The sequence below is a fragment of the uncultured Winogradskyella sp. genome (genome assembly GCF_947498345.1).
Classification (GTDB): Bacteria; Bacteroidota; Bacteroidia; order Flavobacteriales; family Flavobacteriaceae; genus Winogradskyella.
In genome coordinates this window covers 1-17,151 of record NZ_CANMJY010000002.1, presented here as the reverse complement: position 1 = coordinate 17,151, position 17,151 = coordinate 1, and the positions used below count along the sequence as shown (strand labels likewise).

Below are 17,151 nucleotides of genomic sequence, written 5' to 3'. Positions count from 1 at the left end.
TATTACTACAAAACTAACAAATCATTTTTTACACATTATTTAAATGAAAAAGCCATGCTAATTCAGCATGGCTTTAAAAATTTGAAAGGCTATTTTAATTTCCTTGATTACCCTCTTCTTTCTCTTCCTCTTGTCCACCTGGTTCAGAGGGTAATTGTCCGTTTTCTGTACAACACTCTAAGGTGGGGCTATTCGGTTGGGTTTCATAGATCGTATCATCTGGATTACATGAGAAGATACTAATAAATAGAACTAACGGTAAAAATTTTCTAACAGTTTTCATAGTATTAAATTTTAAAGATTAATGCCATTGAAATACTGCCTTAATGAAGTTTTGAAACCATTTTTAAACTAAGACTCACTGAGGTTTTCCGCACTTTTATTTTGTGGCTATAGTATAGTTTTGAGCTATTGTTTTTAACAGTAACAAGTACATTTTTCAGATTTTCAATGAACAACTGCTATATTAAATTCAATGCTTAGTCCACACTTATATAATTGATTATCAATTATTTAAAAAAACAAAGGATATCAAAATCTGAAAACTAGTATCAAAAATTGATAAGAAAACTAGATGAGAAAAATTTTAATTTCTTGGATCGCGTATAGTCATGATTTCAAAAAAAATGATGATGGAAAAGTCATTGTAAATAGTCATGGTACCCATTGTGAATTTTACTCACATATTTTCGACTACGATTTACATCTTCTTTTATCTGGATCGTCTGAACAAAATCCAGACACAAAGTTTCAATTTCTTTTTAATCACCTGAGAAGAACCTACCAGAAGAATACTCTCCCGCAATACATGGATATTAAAGATGTAGTTAGTATAGAGGAGATTAAAGATAAGTTGTTTCCTTTGCTAAGAGAATATATTGAAGAAGATGTAGAGATTTTTGTATCCCCAGGAACACCAGCAATGCAGACTGCGTGGTATTTACTAGCAATGGAATATAAAAACATTAAATTATTTCATGTGCGGCCTCCTAGATATAGAAAAGGCGAACCTAAAAAAGAATATATAGAGGTAAAATATGCCAACCTGATAAATGGTCTTGCAATACAAGAAAGCAATAAAAGGAATCCTTTTGAAAAAGGATTATTTGAATTTACAGCAACCATTCAGAAAGTATTTGATCTTGCTAAGAAAATAGCATCAGCCAATGATGTAACTACTTTTATTTCTGGTGAAACAGGAACAGGAAAAGGTGTTTTAGCAAAATATATTCATAAACAATCAAGAAGAAGTAAATATCCATTTATCAAAGTTGACTGCGGTGCAATCCCAGAAAACCTTATAGAAAGTCATCTCTTCGGACATGTTAAAGGGGCTTTTACAGATGCGACAACTGACTTTAAAGGTGCTTTCAGAGAGGCTCATCAAGGAACTATATTCTTAGATGAAATAGGTAATATTACACCCAGATTACAGCAAAACCTTCTTAGTGTTCTTCAAGAACGAGAAGTATCACCAGTAGGAAGCTATGAAAAATATAAAGTTGATGTAAGAGTCATATCAGCAACTAATGAAAATCTCTGGAGCTTAGTTGAGAAGGGATCTTTTAGGGCAGATTTATATTACAGGCTAGCGGTAGCTGATATTAGAGCAATAGCATTCCGCGAACTTCCCACAAAAGAAAAAGAATCGTTGTTCACTTTTTTTTTAGAAAAGAAGAGTCGTCTTTTTGATAAGCCAAAACTTAGATTCACTAAAGAAGTAAAGAGTTGTCTATATAATTATTCCTTTCCAGGAAATATAAGAGAGGTTGAGAATATAATTGAGCGATTTTATGTGTATTGTGAAAAGGAAATAGTTATGGAGGATATTCCAAATAAAATCAAGTATCCTCAAGGTTCAATAGCTTCTCTTAGCTTAAGAGACATGGAGAAGAAACATATAAAAATGGTCCTAGCAATGTATAATAGAAATTTAAGTAAATCTTCTATGGTTTTAGAAATAGCATATAACACACTAAAAAAGAAAATTGAAAAATATCATTTATAAGCTCTGTCTATACATTGAAAATCATCAAATCAGATATAAGCTTGAATCAAAACAATAAGAATGTAAAATTAATTAATATGAATCGACAAAAAATTTTAATAACTGATAGTCTCTTCATTCATAAAAAGCATGAGAGAATCATAAATAAAGCAGGGTTTGATATTGAACGAATTGACAACCCAAATCTATCCGAAAAAGATTTGTGCTCAGCTATTAAGGGAAAAACTGGTTATATCTTAGGAGGAATAGAAAAAGTTACTGAGAGAGTTATTAAATCTGCAGACAAGCTTAAAGCAATATCGTTTACAGGATCTGGATATAAAGAATTTATAACAGGTTATGAAGCTGCAACAGATAAAGGAATACTCATCTCAAATTGTCCAGGAGGAAATGCGGATGCTGTAGCTGAGTATACTCTTAGCTTGATGCTTATGATGAATCGAGAAGTATTGAGCTTAGGACGTACCGGAAGTAAGTCTTTTAAAACTACAAAATCCATAAAAAATAAAACAATTGGAATTATTGGATTAGGAAGAATAGGAATACTAGTATGTAAATATTTAAAATCTCTTGGAGTTAAGGACATATTGTATTATTCAAGAAATAGGAAATTCTTTCTCGAAAGTGGATTAGGTATTGAATTTGTTTCAAAATTGGATTTAATGAATAGAGCAGATATTATCTCACTCCATTTTTCAAACGAGGTTGGAGAAAAATTCATAAACAAAAATGATTTACAATTAATGCATAAAGATGCCATATTAATCAATGCCGCTTTTCCTGAAGCAGTTGACTTAAAAGAAATGTATAAACTACTAAAGGATGAAAAAATATTTGCAGCTTTTGACAAAGCACCAGATGGTAAGATACCTAATTTCCCAGCAAATAGATTTTTTTATTCTAACTCCCAAACAGGTTTCAACACGCAAGAAGCTATAGATACAGTGAGTAATATGACTACTCAATCAATAATAAATTTACTTCTAAAAAAAGATGATGCGTTTTGCATAAACAAAGGTTGTGAGAAAGAATAATAACTTCATAGAAAAAAACTGGCCAATTGCTATAGGCTTACTTTTGTTTTTTACTGGTATACTTTTGACTAGTCTTCATTTCGGAAGTTCCAGTAAACAAGCAGTTAGAGATGCTACACTTGGACTATTATTATCGTTGTTATTAAAAGTAATCTATAGACTCCATTCTTATCAAGATAAAGTAGAAAAACAAAAAGACTTAGTCGAGAAATTTATTCGACTATTATCGCAAACCCCGAAAATAGGCGAAACAGTATCACTTACATATGAAATTAATGAGAGAAAAGATCGCTTTTATGATTTCTTCTTAGAAAATATCCTAGATCAATACAACTATCAATTGAAAATTATCCAAAGAGGTAAGTATAGATGTAATGCGAGTAATGAGCTTTTGGTTACTAAAAAAGTTCTTGAATGCTGTAATAATAATTTAAAGGCCATTAGCTATCAAGATGAAAAATGGTGGACTAGTCATGAAGGAACTCTATATTTAAAAGCCCATGAACAAAATATAGATCGAAAGAAAGAAAAAGCCATTAGGATTTTTCTTATTGAGAGCTCTTCAATTAATAGCTTCAAAGATATATTTAAAAAACATCTAGAACTGGGAATAGAAATATATGTCATATATGTTGATAAGGACAATATAGACGCTAAATACTTAATTGACTTTGTGATTTACGATGACTATATACTTCGAAAAGCAAATGAATCCATAAATCAAAATGGTGGTAAGGAAGCTTTATTTACTACAGAGTTATCAGAGGTAAACAAATACTGTAACTACTTCGAGAATATATTAACCATAGCAAGGACTTTACGAAATAAAATACCTCAATAATTATGAAAATAGCAGTGATAGGTAATGGGGTAATAGGCTATTGTACAGCAATAGCTCTGTTACAACAAGGCAGAGAAGTGATTATCTATACTAAAGATAAAATTCAATCCAACCCAGAAAATACGGTTAGTATAGTTGCTTGTGCTCTATGGCAACCTTATAAGCTTTTCAATAATTTAGAAAACGAATCCAAAGAAGTAATTGAACAAATATGGCAAATTTCTAAAAAATCACTAGAGTTTTTTTTTGATATTTCTGAAAAACGAAAGAATCAGGACTTAGGAGTTTACAAAAAAAAACATTTTGAATATTCTTTAGATTCTATAAAATCAAACGGAAACTTAAAAAGTGATTTTTACTATATTAAATTATTAAAAGACTTTTGGGCTTCTAAAAATATTAAAAATACAACTATTGAAGAAAAATATTTAGATAATTCAACATCTTCTAATATAGAGTTCAGATACTTACATGGATACCTAACTTATGCTATAGATCCCCCTATTTTTTTGAAATTTCTTGAGCAACTATTTATAAGTCTAGGTGGTGAACTTAAAACTAAAAAAATAGGTCCATCAAACTTAAAAAGCTTAAAAGAAAAAGTGGTATTCAATTGTACTGGTTTGAATGGGTTTAGTATTTTCAACAAGAAGAAAATTAACATTTTTAGCAACAGGATAATAAGACCTAAAAAAGGTGTTTTGCTTTTATATAAATTGAAAAATTTACACACCTATGAAAATACTATTGTTATGGGTGAATTAACTATCCTTTGCAGAAAGAATGAGTTAACAATAGGTACTGGTGAAATAAAAAAAGGTGAAAATGAGAGAGATTTAATAGATAGACTTCTTAATAGATTAAAAGAATTGATTTCTAATCCAGAATTAGACGATTTTGGCCTTCAGCTTTTTCTAAAAAATCATAAAATCAATATTAATATGCCCAACAAGATTCTTATTGGATCTAGACCTTACTTCGAAGATGGAAAAGGATATTTTCTTAATCACTACAATCATCAATTTGGTTCAGGTGAGAAAATAAGCTTATACAATAATTTTGGACATGGTGGTAGTGGTGTAACTTTATGTTGGGGAACTGCTGTAGAAATAGCTAACATCTATACTAATAATGTCATTAATTCTTTGAATTCGTTTAACCCGTATAGAAAGAAGTTACATGTTAATAAGTATAGTGTAGAATTTGCTCATTTTGATTATAAAGAAATTAGAAAGATGAGTGATTATGAGCTAAATAAAAAAATCGAATTTGAATACGGTATAATTATGAATGAGTTCAAAAGATTGAAAATTAATAGAGATGATTATTCTTTATGTGTTTTGATAGATAATAAAGAGGAGAAAAATGATGAATCATCAGAATTAAGACTTTTAAATTGCTTAGAAAAAATTGATATCGATTATATAGCATATGAGGATAAACTTATAGAGTATTTAGATGATTTAGAAAAGTTCTTTCCTAAAAATATTAAAAATGAGTTTGATAGATATCAGATTAACCATCAAAAACTAGGTTGCTCTCAAGATATTTTTCTTTGGTATTCAATTCGTTTTGGATTAATAAATTATTATGTGAATGATAGAATAATTGTTCCAATTTCAAAGGAAGCCATTTCTGAGAAAAGGTCTTTTTATGGCAACTCAATAATAACGTTATTACCAACTAGTTTGAAGAAATTCGAAGATTTGGCAGATAATTATATTAAGAACACTTTTGGTTTTGAAATTGTATCATCTATAAAGCGTATATATTATGAAAGAACTTATTAAGTATGAATGTTCAGTTATTAAAAAAGATGATTGACTACAACCAATCATCTCTTTTAATCTGTTTTTCTTCTTCATTTTGTAATATTTGTTGCATTCTTTGTTTGTCTGTTAAACGTTCATTTACGTTGTACTTTTCTTTTGTAGAACTTTCTTTTGTCGTCGGCTGAAATTGCGTTTTGTTTTTGTGGTTTTGTGCGCTGTTGAAAGCAGTTTGTGCTTGGGTCTGGTCGATAAGACCGTAATAAATGCGCTTGGCACGTTTGCGTTTCTGGGGGTCGTGCAAACTATTGCCCTGTTCATCCGTGACATGAATCAGTTCAAGACTGAGCAGTTCTTCAACGGCAGTCGTGACACTTCTTGGGCTAACACCGACCTTGCCAAACTGGGAGTGCGCTATCCAATCCCGTTTTTTCACCTGCCCAAGTTCATTTCGCCAACCATTAGTGTTGCGAGCGATCTTTAGATAGACGCGAATGGCCGAGGATGACAACTGTTGCATAAGACTATCAAAGAAAACATTCGCAACAGGAGTAGTGTACCTAAGCGTCATGGCTTTCGTAATTGATTACCGGTAACTGCTCGTTCTGATTGGGAAAGATCAAGAAATCGGTCTCTGGTTGTTGGAAGAGCTGAAGAAACCAACCGCCATTATTAGTCACCTTTACAACACCTACCTTATGGTAAATCATCTTTTTATCAGATGGACTAGTAATTTCCTTTCGCGTACATACATTATAAAATGTCGTCATTTTAAATTTTGTTTATGTTTCCTTTAGCCTTAGGTCAAATAGACCAATATGATCTATACCTAAAATGAAATGATGTCCGACAAGCAATATTGTGCGACGTTGGTAGCAACAATGTAAATACCCTTTTAAGGTATTATTACTTGATGGGACGGTGGTAACTTAAATATAAAGGATTAGCTTTATAAAGTCATTTTAGGTACAAACCATATTCATAGCTAAAGGAACTACAACCAGTATATTACTACTTAAATTAAAAAGCAACCTTTTAGAGGTTGCTTTTTAATTTACGCTGTCCGCAGAAACTTTCCTGCTGTTTGTAAGAATCGGTGTTCAGATAGCTGGAGATAATTAAAGCTTGAGCTTGGGCTCACATGCCTGAGTAGTGCCCCTACATCCCTTACCGTACCACCATGTTCCAATATAGCATTGGCCTTACCATGTCTGAAACTGTGGGGTGTGATATCTTTATCTATCATTGCCATATCCGCTATATCCTTTATCCATCTTTGAACACTTTTACTGGTGAATGGCTTCCCTGTCTTTCTATTTAATAATAAATATTCCGATGCCATGGGAAAGCACAATCGAATTCCCAAGTACTGGTTCAAAAGCTCATTGGTCTGGGCTGACCAAACAACCAGGTCATAGCGCATTGTCTTTCGACTTCTAACTTTTGCCGTTCTAAGACCATTGAAGTTTTGACTGCTTATATTTGAGAGCCTGACATCCAATAGTTCACTGACCCGCATGCCAGTGTCCCAAAGTAGGTTGAGTACCAGCTTTTTTTGAAGATTAGCAAGAGTGTCGTTGCCCAAGGCAAAATTCATATCTTCAAAATCAGATTGGGTTACGATCGCTTTATCAGCATTAATAAATCGTATAGGTATAATTTCCTTGGGATTAATTTCGGTCTGCCCCCTTCCGTGCCAGAACCAAAAGAAATTCTTTAGGATTCTTGCTGAGTAAGCGATAGTTGTCGGGCTGTAAATAGGTTCCATGCTCTTATGAAAATCTATAATATCATCGCCCGTGATGTCCATCAGACAGGATTTAGGGCTGATGAATTTTATAAAATGTTTTAATCTTACCATATAGCGTGAACATGCAACGCTGGTATGGGTTTGTTTCCAGTCTAAATAAATCTGTATTGCTTTTTTAATTGTCATATAACATAAAAGACCCACCGAAAGCAATCCAGTGGGTCTTTCATTAACTCAAATCTAAAGATTCAAGAAAATTGATTTACTCACATCGTTGCTTTAACTCACTTCAAAGAAGCAAGCGACCCTTTCGGGCAATGTTGGGTGTCTTTATATTTAAGTTACCACTAGTAGTGTATCTCATAATAAAATAAAATCAAGGTTCATAAGATGAACCTTAAATAAGTTACTTACTGGCACTTGATGGCTTGCCATGATATAATAGAGGTAAGCAAAGCAGATATTACATAGCCAGTCAGTCACTTCAACTTATCACTCTATTCCCATACAGCCAGTTCTTTTCCCCAGCCGATAATCGGTATTTGATAATTTTTTAAAATTGTCAATATCCTATCTGGGCAAAAAATCACATACCAATTATTCATCTCTAATGTCCCTTCCCTTTAAATGCCTTTTGACCCTTATAAGGTGAGCTATTTTGCCAGGGCAAATTACAGAAAGATCGATTGATGCACCTGTACGCTTTCGGAAAGACATCAAGTGGTAAGACTTCCCTATTACAGACTTTGATGTCAGAAGACCTTATGGCTAACAGAGGCTTTATGTTCCTGGACCCACACGGAGATTCGGCTAAGACAATGGCAAACTACATTAAACAACGATTTCCAAAAACAAAGCTGATCTACTTTGATGTTACCGATCCCAATATTCCTTATGGCTATAATCCTTTACGAAAAGTTAGTCCTGCAAAAAGATCGTTAGTGGCTTCTAATCTCCTTGAGATATTCCAGCGTAATTGGAAATCGGCTTGGGGTATGAAAATGGAACATATTCTTAGAATGTGCCTGCTTGGTCTATTGGACAAACCTGGCTCAAACCTATCGGACATTTTAAGGTTGATCCATGATACGTCCTTTAGAGCATCAGTTATTCCCTTTATTAGAAATGATGCCGTCAAGACCTTTTTTGAAAAGGAATTTCCAAAATATAAACCAAATGATCTGCTTCCAATCCTCAACAAGCTTGGTGCACTCTTATCCCATGATGTTGTTAAGCGTATATTGGTAGATAACAAAAACCAGCTATCTCTAAGGTCGATAATCGATAGTAAAACGGTTCTTATTATCAACTTAGCAAAGGGTGCCATTGGAAGTGATGTGGCTAACATCATTGGTGGGCTTATGCTCACTTCCCTGTCCTCGGCAGCCTTTTCAAGAATTGACACACCAGTAAAAGACCGTAGGCCCTATTTCTATTATATAGATGAATTTCAAACCCTCAGTGGAACAGAGCTGATTTCAGAGCTGTTGGCACAAATTCGGAAGTTTGCTATTGGGCTAAATCTGAGTAATCAGTTCCTCTACCAGTTAGACCCAGAAGTACGTGCCAGTATCCTGGGTAATGTAGGAACCATCATTTGCTTTAGACTCGGAATTCAAGATGCACGTCTTATGGAAAAAGAGTTCTATCCTGAGTTTAAGGCTTCGGATTTCACATCCCTTCCCAACCATTCCATCTACCTGAGACTTATGATAAACGGAAAGCCCTCAAAACCCTTCAGTGCAGACACCATCCTCTAAGCAGCCTAAGGCTGTCTAGGCAAGAAAACCATAAAACAAATACTAATTTTTTAAAACAGATAACAATGAAATCGAATTTACCATCGGTTTTGGTGCTTAGCGCATCAGAACTGGAACTGCATTTGAAACGTCCTTTATTTGAGAACATGATTCACATCAAAGGTTCAAAAGATGTTTACCGGACGATGAAAGATTACATAAATTCTAATCGTATCTGCCATAAGGAGTTCTTTTGGTTGATGCTACTCTCATGTGCCAATAGAGTGGTAGGCATAGCAGATATAGCCTCGGGTGGTACTAATGGTGTGCATATTAATCTGAAAGAAATTTTTCAGTTCATACTGCTCACCAATGCTTCAAGCTTTATAGCCATACACAACCATCCCTCTGGCAATCTGAATCCATCCGTCAGTGACTATAGAATCACTAAAAAGCTTCAAAAGTTAGCCATGCTTATAGATTCAAGCTTGGTAGATCATCTTATCGTTTCCCAGGAAGGCTACTATAGTTTTTCTGACCATCATGCCCTCTAATAAAGCTCACTTCCCTCTTTACCAGTCCCTAATCATATCAACTATATGTCCAAGACCCCAATAACCTACTATGGTGGCAAGTTAAACTTGATTAAGCAAATAGTACCATTGATCCCAAAACATAAGGTCTACATAGAACCCTTTTTTGGTGGTGGTGCCATTTTCTTTGCAAAGTCCCCTGCCGAAGCTTCAGTGATCAACGATACCAATAACATGGTGGTCAACTTCTTTGAAGTGGCAAGAACGGATTTTGATAATCTAAAAACTAAGATTGAAGCAACTTTGTTTTCAAGAGCAACCTATAGCGTTGCCCTTGCCATTTATAGAATGCCTCACTTGTTTAATAAACTGCAACAGGCCTGGGCATTCTATGTGGGAACTAATATGGGCTTTAGCTGCCAGATTGGTTCTTGGGGCTACGATAAATATGGAAAACGGGTAAAAGTTTTTCAAAACAAAAAGCTACGCTTTAACACTGAAATTGTTGACAGACTTGAAAAAGCTCAGATCGAAAATCTTGATGCACTTAAGGTCATTGTCAATAGAGATAACGAAGATGTGTTTTTCTATATCGACCCGCCATATCCAAATTCTAATCAAGGTCATTATGGCGGGTACACCCAAGAACATTTTGAAAATCTTTTAAAAGTACTTTCTAAGCTAAAAGCGAAATTCATTTTGTCCTCATATCCTAATACCGTTTTAGAGAAATATATCAAAGAATTTGGGTGGCATACCAAAAGTTTTGATAAGCCTTTATCAGCTAGAAAAGCACAAGGCAATAAACCAAGAGGTCGAAAGACAGAAGTACTTACTGCTAACTATCCGCTTAACTAGACCAAAGCATAACAAGTAAATATTTAAACAATTACATATGAAAAGAACGATTAATAAGACAGTCAATCTTGATCTGTCCAATTACGAAGTAAACTCTTTTGTCATCCTTGGACTGTTTGTACATCAAGCAAAAAAAGAAGGATGGACTCAAGAAGAAATTGAAGCAGTAGCTAAAGAAGCTAAGTCCAAGGACTATGAGCACTTGTGCCAGACCATAAAGTACTACTGTGAAGTCAAACAAGAACAGATCAGCAGTGAAGAGATATGGGAAGTATTATCCCAACTAGGATTTCACACCCATTATTTAGCTAGTAAGCCCATTGACAATTGGGATGAATACGATCGTTCTAACTACAGATCGCTTTTAATTAAGTCTGGAAAGCTTAAGAAAATGTATGGCATCTACAAAAGTAATGTGTCTCAAAACGATGTAGAGCTTGTGACTTCTCATCCCAATTTCTATTTCAAAAAAGAGGAAGAGGCTAAGGCAGTAATGCAACAGCTTATAGCTGATGGACTGTTCAGTCCTGAAGAGCTACATATACTTCACCGCTACAGAAGACAATAAATCAAATATTAATCCATAAAACATTAGAAATCATGGAAGACAACAAAAAACAATTGATGAAACATTTTGCTACGGTACTCAGAAATCTGGCATTGGAAAAAGAAACAGAAAGCCTTATAAGTAAGAACCTAGTGTTCTACTTTTCAAGAAAAGAGCTCATCGAGATCTTGAAGAAGAAATTCGGTGGAACCATTCCCAAGGAACATAACCTAATGGAAATGGAAAATAGAGAACTCTTGGAACTTATCGATAACGAGCTGTTTATTATTTCCTATGTTACTGAAAAATGGAGTAAGGAAGAAAAAGAAGATAAACCTATTGCTGAAAAGTCTAAACCAAGCTCTAGTAGAGCTCAACAAAATTTAAAGTCCAATGACAAAAAAGATGAGAAGACAACTAAGTCTTAAAAAGCTAAAGAGATTTGGCTTGAGAAATGAAACTTTAGCTTTTCCGTTCCCAAAACTTTTTAGCACTTCAAACAATTTAATACAACATCCTCATAATGAGGATGTTTTTTCTTTTGTCAGCAAAATATTAATGTTGTTTACCGTATGCTTTATATAAAAAAATGTATTTTTATTAGTATAAATATAAATGGGAATAATATGATCATCTTATGGAGATAAAACGAAATAAAACAGGTAGTAGAACTAGAATTAGGACTAAAGAAAAGATTGATAAATATTTTTCGAATAAAGGTATTCAAATTCACGATGATGCAGATTTACTTCTAGAATATATTGGTAAAAAAGCGGATTTAGAATATTCCCTTCGTGCAATAAAGTATGGACGTAGATTAAGTTCTAAAATGAGTGTAGCAGATATAAATAATAAAATTAAAGCCTTTTGTGAAATTATAATGATTGAAAGTGAAGAAAAAGAAATAAAAATTGAAGCAATAAGACGTGGATTAAAAAAACTTTGCCCTTTGTGGCCAATATGCTAATAATGAAAGAAGAAAAAACAAAATCATTTGACTTTGCCTCAGAAACTACAAAGTTAATAATTAGTTTATCTACAGGAGTCATAACAGTAATATTAACATTTAGTGATAAAATTCTCAAAGATGTTGAAATTAAATGGATACTAATAACTTCAATTATTTTTTTACTCTTTTCAATTTTGTCTGGTTTAATGGTTATGATGGCTTTAACAGGAAGTTTGGCATCTTATAAAAATATTAAACCAAATATTTCTACATCGAATATAAAAATACCATCAGTAGTACAATTATTCTCATTTGTAATCTCAATGACTTTATTCAGCATTCATATTATTTTATTAATATAAATACTATTGCCAAGAACGTGTATAGCTTATGAGGCGCAATTATGACTACCCGCGAGGCACGCCTCACCACGCCACACACAGTGAGCGTCGTGTAACATATTGTTTAATACTGTACTAAAAGATAAACAAAGAATATAAATATCAACCTTATGAATAAAGAACAGGAATCAACAAAACAGAAAAAGCTTGGTGGTTTAAACATTGCGATTTCTTTGGTCTCAGGTGTTCTTGGAACTTATACAATTTTCACAGACAAAATGGGAGAATTACCAGAGATTGGCATAACTGGCAAATTTGCCTTATTACTAGGATTATTGATAATTATTTATTTAGTGAATTTAGCATTATCACAAAAAAATGCTTTTTTAAAATTTTTATCTTACACAGTTTTAATTGGTCTTATAGGATATTTCTTTTATACTCTTCTTTGGAATGAACAGGGAAACAATGACTATGTTATCGGTAACCTTGAATGGAGTTCTGCCAACAATTCGAAAAAAATAGGTGATGCCCCTTTAAATAAATCCAATGATAGCATAATTGATGGTAGATATTATTCTTATGAGGAAGCTCGCGAGGCTTGTTCTGAATTGAAAGGTGGCTGGAGACTACCTAATGAATCTGAATTTAGACAATTAGCTAATTTCTGTGGTAAGACAATAAATATAGCCTACGAAGAGATTGTAAACGGGAATTGTAAAGTTAAATTGAAACTAACTGGAAACTATGACCCAGAGACAAAAAAAGTCATTGAAAAGGGTAAAATGGGATATTATTGGACAAACAATAATGATAAAGATAATACCGATAATATTACAGTAATGGTTTTAAATGGTAGATTAGATGAGAATCCAAAAAAAATAGATTTTGATGGATATTCGCCTGAAGTACCTAGAAATAAATTCAGCTGTAGATGTGTTCGTAATGTAAATGAATAGTTTATCGTAATAAAAAACACGTTACACAACAATGAACTAAGCTAAAATGCAAGAGAATTTTAGCTTAGTTCATTGTTAGGCATAGTCTTTTATTGTTTTTAAAAGTTTCTTCATTTCCTTTTCAGAGTCTAATTTAATTCTCTGAATGAGATATGTATAATTCTTAATTAGTTTTGATTTCCGAGGCGTTTTTGCGATATACTCTATCTTTTTCTTTTCTGTATATTGAAAATCATAGCCGTATTTGTTTATGAAAGCTATTAAAGTCAAATGAAGCAGTTTTAATCTGTCAAACCGTAGTCTTTCTTCTGTGCTTGAAATTCCATCAATAAACTCACACATTTGGGTGTATTCCTCTTGGCAGTAATTCAATTCATCGAACAAATTTGCGTAATCTGTTACTTCATCTCCTTTAACAAGGATTAGAGCAATATTTTGAAAGCTATTCCTGAAGAAATGGTCAGATGCATTATTCGAATCATAGTTCTCGCCTTTGAATAGAGCTAAATCACACATTATTTGAGGAAAAACTTTGATGTATTTAATAAAGTTTAAATCATCCTTTGTTGCTATTGTTGTGTCTAAGTATATCATCTGCTTTTCGATTATCCTCAACCAACCATAAAATGCTAAAATTCTATAAACAAAGGAATTGAAGTAATTGTGTCCATTCTCAAAGTATTCTCCATCAACTTTATGCCAATTTTTATCTTGATTGTTGATAAAATTCCACAGTCTGTGATTCAAATCTTCGGCACTATTTAAAAGATGGGTTTTGTTTTTAGCTAAAACCTCCTTAATTTTTTTTCTCTGTTCGTATTTGTGCTCTTGATTTAATCTGAATTTTAAAAATTTTCTATCGACTATTGGTTTTAGAATGAATATTGTGAGTATTGCTGTAATCGCAGAAATTATTCCAGCTACAACTCTTGAGTCTTTTAAAATTTCATCCATTCGTTTTGTTGATTCAGATTATGCCTAACGTGTACGTGTATGGTTTGTTGCGGGAATTAACGCGCGTTTTTTTCCGCTAGTTTGATTTTTCTTAAAGGTAGGAAATTTTCTTTCGCTTAACCGACTTAGCAATGAACTATACACGTTGTTGGTAGTAGTTATATATTATTTTACTTTACCCAATGGTTCAATTCCATATTCATCTTTTAGATGTTTGGCAAGTTCATCTACCTCATCTACTGTATAATTGACAATTATTTCAGCAATTCTTTCCATTGAAATATGTTTGTTGTTTTCAAGAGTATTAGAAGATTGAATTTCATTTTCCAAGATTTCAATTTGTTTTCTGAGATTCTCATTCTCTTTCAGTTTTTGCTCAAAAAGTTGCTTGTAAGTTTCTTTTTTTTATCCTCACTTTCTAAACTAATTTCAACAATTTTCCTAATCTCTTTGGCGACTAACCTTAAAGCCTTTTCTTTGTCTTTCCAATATTCATCATTAATTGGTATTCCATTTTTTGGTAGAGCTTGTAATTCTGCAATAGGTGTTTCTAACCAATCGCAATCAGTCAAAATAATTGGAATTACGATAGCTTCGTCTTGCTTGTGCCTTTCAAAAGCAGCTTTCATTTCAATATCATAACAGTAATCTGAAGCAATGAAATCTACACTTATCAGAAGTAAGATAATATTTGCTGTTCCGAGAGCATGCTTAATTTTCTCATTCCAGTTTTGCCCAGGTAATATTTCTCCGTCATACCAAGATTCAATATATTCTTGTCTTTTTAGTAAATAAAGGTGTGTCTCTAGTCTAGACCTTAAATCATTATCCTTTCGCGAATAGGCAAAGAAAATTTTCAATTTAGTTTTTTCCATCAACTAATTTGAACCATTAAGATTGAAGAAACGCATTTAGAAGCCTCTAAATGCGTTTAAAAAGAAAAGAATGAACATTACGCCCATCCTTTTACAACCAAAATTATATTTTAAGTTATTGTTTTACAATTGTTTGTATTTAAAAACTACAGCATCAACTAATCTGTACCATTACCCTCTATACTATTACCTAACCTATTCATACCACTCTAACTCTTCATTTAAATCTCTAATAAATTCATTTAAATTAACAATAAAACCTGTTTTTTCATCTACTGGAAACACATTTATCAAATAATTATTTTCTGAAATAAATGCAATGATTGTTTCCTCAAAATCATCAAGAGTTATTTTAAATGGTATATGGTTTTTCCAGTTGCCTTCAAGACAACTTTTGATATAAGCTTCTTTAGGCCACATTGGTATTAAAGTCTTGTCATCTATATCTGATAATCCAATATCACCATTATTGTCAACTACAGTCCATAATTCTTCAAAGTCTGCAACCTTTTTCATGAAGTATTTATACCGTTTAAAAGGTTTCAATTTTGAAACATTCTCTATCTCTTTTGAATTTAATTTCATTTATTTATCTATACTTATAATAATCTAAAAATTTTCTTCTACAGGAAATACAGTATTAACTGGTAATGCCTCATTTACATTTAGAGTATGATTATTTGAATTAGACGCACCCCCATTACCTGTATTACTATCATCCTTTAATATATTAAAAAATTCCGAGAACCCAGGAAATGGATTAAAGAAATCATCTACAACATTACCAAAACTATTATTTCCAAATAAATTTTTTCCTAAATTATCCATTGTTTCAATATAATTCATCGAAAATTCTAGCATAGCATTTGAGTTTTCGCTATCTGTATCTGTAGTCGAAACTTCTTCGTCTGTTATAGTACCTGCTGCTAATGTTGTTGTTGCTACTTCTTTTACGGGTCTTTCTTTGTTTTTTCTACCATAATTATCGTATTTGTGTTGACGTCTATGATCGGCTCTATTTTGTAGATTTGAATGTTCATAACCATAACCTTTAGAAGCTTCTCGACCTCTTTCATGTGCCAGATCTTTTCCTGGGGGATTTCTGATGCTCTTTCTTTTTGTACCCAGTTCATTGCTCTTTTTCATCTGATTCATTTCAGATTTTATCCAGCCTTTATCTGCTTTACTAGCCTTTGGGTCTTTAAGCACCTGTCGTAATCTTTTTTGTTTACCTAGTCTACCTAATTTTTTTGCAGCTTTCTTTACTAACTTTCTAATAGGATTACCAGGTCCACTTGGAGCCATTCCATCGTAATCTTGAAAATAAACGGGGTTGTCAAATCCAAAATTATATGGACTATGTCTTCGCATTTTTTCAGCCAAAGGGTCAAGGTTCATCCAACGTCCTAAAGCTGGATCATAATTTCTAGCAGATACATCATACCACTCTAATCCAAGTTCTTCATTATATTCTTTCCCACCGAATTTAAATCGAGATGCCACACTATTCACATTAGCACTTACCACGTCATTATACCCCTTATGTTTTAAGCCAAAAGGATAGTAGTTATTTTCTTCAATGATTTCTGTACTTGAGTTAATACTACCATTCCCATCACTATCTGCATAGGTGAGTCTAACGTTCCCTAAATGGTCCTTAAACTGGTAAATATAATTAAACTGCTTGTTACCTGGTTCTATATACCCTTCTGGGTGAGATAGCATCTTTAATGTCCCATCCTCATAGATATAATTACCCGCATATTCGGTTGTAGTCCCTGTACTCACAATCTTTTTTTGTTTAACACCAGTGGCATCGTAAATATAAATAATATCTCCCGAAACAAAGTTAACATTGGTAGGCAAATTTAAGTGATTATAGCTTATTGAGGTAATGCCCTTGTTCTCATCCGCTGTCATGTTACCATTGGCATCGTAAGTGTATTCGGTGGTAAGGTTGGCACCATCTTTAAAACCAAAGCTGGTATCACCGT

General features: G+C 32.9%; 20 protein-coding genes and 1 pseudogene. 12 read left to right on the top strand and 9 right to left on the bottom strand.

The window, feature by feature from the left end; genetic code table 11:
- Positions 1-94 precede the first annotated feature (94 nt).
- Positions 95-283, bottom strand: a complete 189-nt coding sequence (locus Q0912_RS03200) for a hypothetical protein (protein ID WP_299111964.1) — start codon at positions 281-283, stop codon at positions 95-97.
- 291 nt (positions 284-574) lie between these two features.
- On the opposite strand from Q0912_RS03200, the gene Q0912_RS03195 reads away from it, so the two are divergent.
- The 4 genes from Q0912_RS03195 (at position 575) to Q0912_RS03180 (ending at position 5,673) form a co-directional block, all read left to right on the top strand.
- Positions 575-2,008 carry a sigma-54 dependent transcriptional regulator gene (locus Q0912_RS03195; protein ID WP_299111962.1) on the top strand — a complete coding sequence of 478 codons (1,434 nt, stop codon included), beginning with the start codon at positions 575-577 and terminating at the stop codon, positions 2,006-2,008.
- 77 nt (positions 2,009-2,085) lie between these two features.
- Entirely contained in the window at positions 2,086-3,042 is a 957-nt protein-coding gene (locus tag Q0912_RS03190) for an NAD(P)-dependent oxidoreductase (RefSeq protein ID WP_299111960.1), read from the top strand.
- Positions 3,029-3,883, top strand: coding sequence for a hypothetical protein (locus Q0912_RS03185; RefSeq protein ID WP_299111958.1), 855 nt, complete (start codon positions 3,029-3,031; stop codon positions 3,881-3,883). Before Q0912_RS03190 ends, Q0912_RS03185 begins: the two co-directional genes overlap by 14 nt.
- A gap of 2 nt (positions 3,884-3,885) precedes the next feature.
- Positions 3,886-5,673 (top strand): FAD-dependent oxidoreductase, encoded by a 1,788-nt coding sequence (locus Q0912_RS03180; RefSeq protein ID WP_299111955.1) that lies wholly within the window; start codon positions 3,886-3,888, stop codon positions 5,671-5,673.
- Between the two features lie 34 nt (positions 5,674-5,707).
- Here the strand turns inward: Q0912_RS03180 and Q0912_RS03175 are convergent, their stop codons facing one another.
- From Q0912_RS03175 to Q0912_RS03165, 3 genes are all read right to left on the bottom strand, one after another.
- Positions 5,708-6,223 carry a hypothetical protein gene (locus Q0912_RS03175; RefSeq protein WP_299111952.1) on the bottom strand — a complete coding sequence of 172 codons (516 nt, stop codon included), beginning with the start codon at positions 6,221-6,223 and terminating at the stop codon, positions 5,708-5,710.
- Complete coding sequence (locus Q0912_RS03170) at positions 6,213-6,422, bottom strand: hypothetical protein (protein WP_299111950.1); 210 nt, start codon at positions 6,420-6,422, stop codon at positions 6,213-6,215. Before Q0912_RS03170 ends, Q0912_RS03175 begins: the two co-directional genes overlap by 11 nt.
- A 284-nt stretch (positions 6,423-6,706) precedes the next feature.
- Positions 6,707-7,588 carry a tyrosine-type recombinase/integrase gene (locus Q0912_RS03165; protein WP_299111948.1) on the bottom strand — a complete coding sequence of 294 codons (882 nt, stop codon included), beginning with the start codon at positions 7,586-7,588 and terminating at the stop codon, positions 6,707-6,709.
- A 503-nt stretch (positions 7,589-8,091) separates the two neighbouring features.
- On the opposite strand from Q0912_RS03165, the gene Q0912_RS03160 reads away from it, so the two are divergent.
- The 8 genes from Q0912_RS03160 to Q0912_RS03125 all read left to right on the top strand — a co-directional run bounded on the left by Q0912_RS03160 (position 8,092) and on the right by Q0912_RS03125 (position 13,328).
- Positions 8,092-9,162: a type IV secretion system DNA-binding domain-containing protein gene (locus Q0912_RS03160; RefSeq protein ID WP_299111946.1), complete on the top strand. Its 1,071-nt coding sequence runs from the start codon at positions 8,092-8,094 to the stop codon at positions 9,160-9,162.
- A 65-nt stretch (positions 9,163-9,227) separates the two neighbouring features.
- On the top strand, positions 9,228-9,695 hold the full coding sequence (locus tag Q0912_RS03155) for a JAB domain-containing protein (RefSeq protein ID WP_366125117.1): 468 nt from the start codon (positions 9,228-9,230) through the stop codon (positions 9,693-9,695).
- Positions 9,696-9,740: 45 nt separating this feature from the next.
- Positions 9,741-10,532 (top strand): DNA adenine methylase, encoded by a 792-nt coding sequence (locus Q0912_RS03150; protein WP_299111944.1) that lies wholly within the window; start codon positions 9,741-9,743, stop codon positions 10,530-10,532.
- 37 nt (positions 10,533-10,569) lie between these two features.
- Positions 10,570-11,100: a hypothetical protein gene (locus tag Q0912_RS03145; protein ID WP_299111942.1), complete on the top strand. Its 531-nt coding sequence runs from the start codon at positions 10,570-10,572 to the stop codon at positions 11,098-11,100.
- 32 nt (positions 11,101-11,132) lie between these two features.
- Positions 11,133-11,507 (top strand): hypothetical protein, encoded by a 375-nt coding sequence (locus Q0912_RS03140; protein ID WP_299111940.1) that lies wholly within the window; start codon positions 11,133-11,135, stop codon positions 11,505-11,507.
- 209 nt (positions 11,508-11,716) lie between these two features.
- Complete coding sequence (locus tag Q0912_RS03135; RefSeq protein WP_299111937.1) at positions 11,717-12,046, top strand: hypothetical protein; 330 nt, start codon at positions 11,717-11,719, stop codon at positions 12,044-12,046.
- Between the two features lie 2 nt (positions 12,047-12,048).
- Positions 12,049-12,390, top strand: coding sequence for a hypothetical protein (locus tag Q0912_RS03130; protein ID WP_299111935.1), 342 nt, complete (start codon positions 12,049-12,051; stop codon positions 12,388-12,390).
- A 149-nt stretch (positions 12,391-12,539) separates the two neighbouring features.
- Complete coding sequence (locus Q0912_RS03125; RefSeq protein WP_299111933.1) at positions 12,540-13,328, top strand: FISUMP domain-containing protein; 789 nt, start codon at positions 12,540-12,542, stop codon at positions 13,326-13,328.
- Positions 13,329-13,403: 75 nt separating this feature from the next.
- On the opposite strand, the gene Q0912_RS03120 is transcribed toward Q0912_RS03125, so the two are convergent.
- The 5 genes and pseudogenes from Q0912_RS03120 to Q0912_RS03100 form a co-directional block, all read right to left on the bottom strand.
- Positions 13,404-14,282, bottom strand: a complete 879-nt coding sequence (locus tag Q0912_RS03120; protein ID WP_299111930.1) for a hypothetical protein — start codon at positions 14,280-14,282, stop codon at positions 13,404-13,406.
- A gap of 183 nt (positions 14,283-14,465) precedes the next feature.
- Positions 14,466-14,558, bottom strand: a pseudogene (locus Q0912_RS03115) (50S ribosomal protein L7/L12); the annotation flags it as partial.
- A gap of 89 nt (positions 14,559-14,647) precedes the next feature.
- On the bottom strand, positions 14,648-15,157 hold the full coding sequence (locus Q0912_RS03110; RefSeq protein ID WP_299111927.1) for a toll/interleukin-1 receptor domain-containing protein: 510 nt from the start codon (positions 15,155-15,157) through the stop codon (positions 14,648-14,650).
- Positions 15,158-15,352: 195 nt separating this feature from the next.
- Positions 15,353-15,673: a DUF2750 domain-containing protein gene (locus Q0912_RS03105; RefSeq protein ID WP_299111925.1), complete on the bottom strand. Its 321-nt coding sequence runs from the start codon at positions 15,671-15,673 to the stop codon at positions 15,353-15,355.
- Between the two features lie 93 nt (positions 15,674-15,766).
- A partial coding sequence (locus Q0912_RS03100) for a polymorphic toxin type 8 domain-containing protein (RefSeq protein WP_299111923.1) occupies positions 15,767-17,151 on the bottom strand: 1,385 nt, incomplete at its 5' end.

Excerpts from the sequence above, each read along its gene's own strand:
- Q0912_RS03200 (WP_299111964.1), bottom strand. The coding sequence starts at position 283 with ATGAAAACTGTTAGAAAATTTTTACCGTTAGTTCTATTTATTAGTATC.
- Q0912_RS03195 (WP_299111962.1), top strand. The coding sequence starts at position 575 with ATGAGAAAAATTTTAATTTCTTGGATCGCGTATAGTCATGATTTCAAA.
- Q0912_RS03190 (WP_299111960.1), top strand. The coding sequence starts at position 2,086 with ATGAATCGACAAAAAATTTTAATAACTGATAGTCTCTTCATTCATAAA.
- Q0912_RS03180 (WP_299111955.1), top strand. The coding sequence starts at position 3,886 with ATGAAAATAGCAGTGATAGGTAATGGGGTAATAGGCTATTGTACAGCA.
- Q0912_RS03175 (WP_299111952.1), bottom strand. The coding sequence starts at position 6,223 with ATGACGCTTAGGTACACTACTCCTGTTGCGAATGTTTTCTTTGATAGT.
- Q0912_RS03170 (WP_299111950.1), bottom strand. The coding sequence starts at position 6,422 with ATGACGACATTTTATAATGTATGTACGCGAAAGGAAATTACTAGTCCA.
- Q0912_RS03165 (WP_299111948.1), bottom strand. The coding sequence starts at position 7,588 with ATGACAATTAAAAAAGCAATACAGATTTATTTAGACTGGAAACAAACC.
- Q0912_RS03160 (WP_299111946.1), top strand. The coding sequence starts at position 8,092 with ATGCACCTGTACGCTTTCGGAAAGACATCAAGTGGTAAGACTTCCCTA.
- Q0912_RS03155 (WP_366125117.1), top strand. The coding sequence starts at position 9,228 with ATGAAATCGAATTTACCATCGGTTTTGGTGCTTAGCGCATCAGAACTG.
- Q0912_RS03150 (WP_299111944.1), top strand. The coding sequence starts at position 9,741 with ATGTCCAAGACCCCAATAACCTACTATGGTGGCAAGTTAAACTTGATT.
- Q0912_RS03145 (WP_299111942.1), top strand. The coding sequence starts at position 10,570 with ATGAAAAGAACGATTAATAAGACAGTCAATCTTGATCTGTCCAATTAC.
- Q0912_RS03140 (WP_299111940.1), top strand. The coding sequence starts at position 11,133 with ATGGAAGACAACAAAAAACAATTGATGAAACATTTTGCTACGGTACTC.
- Q0912_RS03135 (WP_299111937.1), top strand. The coding sequence starts at position 11,717 with ATGGAGATAAAACGAAATAAAACAGGTAGTAGAACTAGAATTAGGACT.
- Q0912_RS03130 (WP_299111935.1), top strand. The coding sequence starts at position 12,049 with ATGAAAGAAGAAAAAACAAAATCATTTGACTTTGCCTCAGAAACTACA.
- Q0912_RS03125 (WP_299111933.1), top strand. The coding sequence starts at position 12,540 with ATGAATAAAGAACAGGAATCAACAAAACAGAAAAAGCTTGGTGGTTTA.
- Q0912_RS03120 (WP_299111930.1), bottom strand. The coding sequence starts at position 14,282 with ATGGATGAAATTTTAAAAGACTCAAGAGTTGTAGCTGGAATAATTTCT.
- Q0912_RS03110 (WP_299111927.1), bottom strand. The coding sequence starts at position 15,157 with ATGGAAAAAACTAAATTGAAAATTTTCTTTGCCTATTCGCGAAAGGAT.
- Q0912_RS03105 (WP_299111925.1), bottom strand. The coding sequence starts at position 15,673 with ATGAAAAAGGTTGCAGACTTTGAAGAATTATGGACTGTAGTTGACAAT.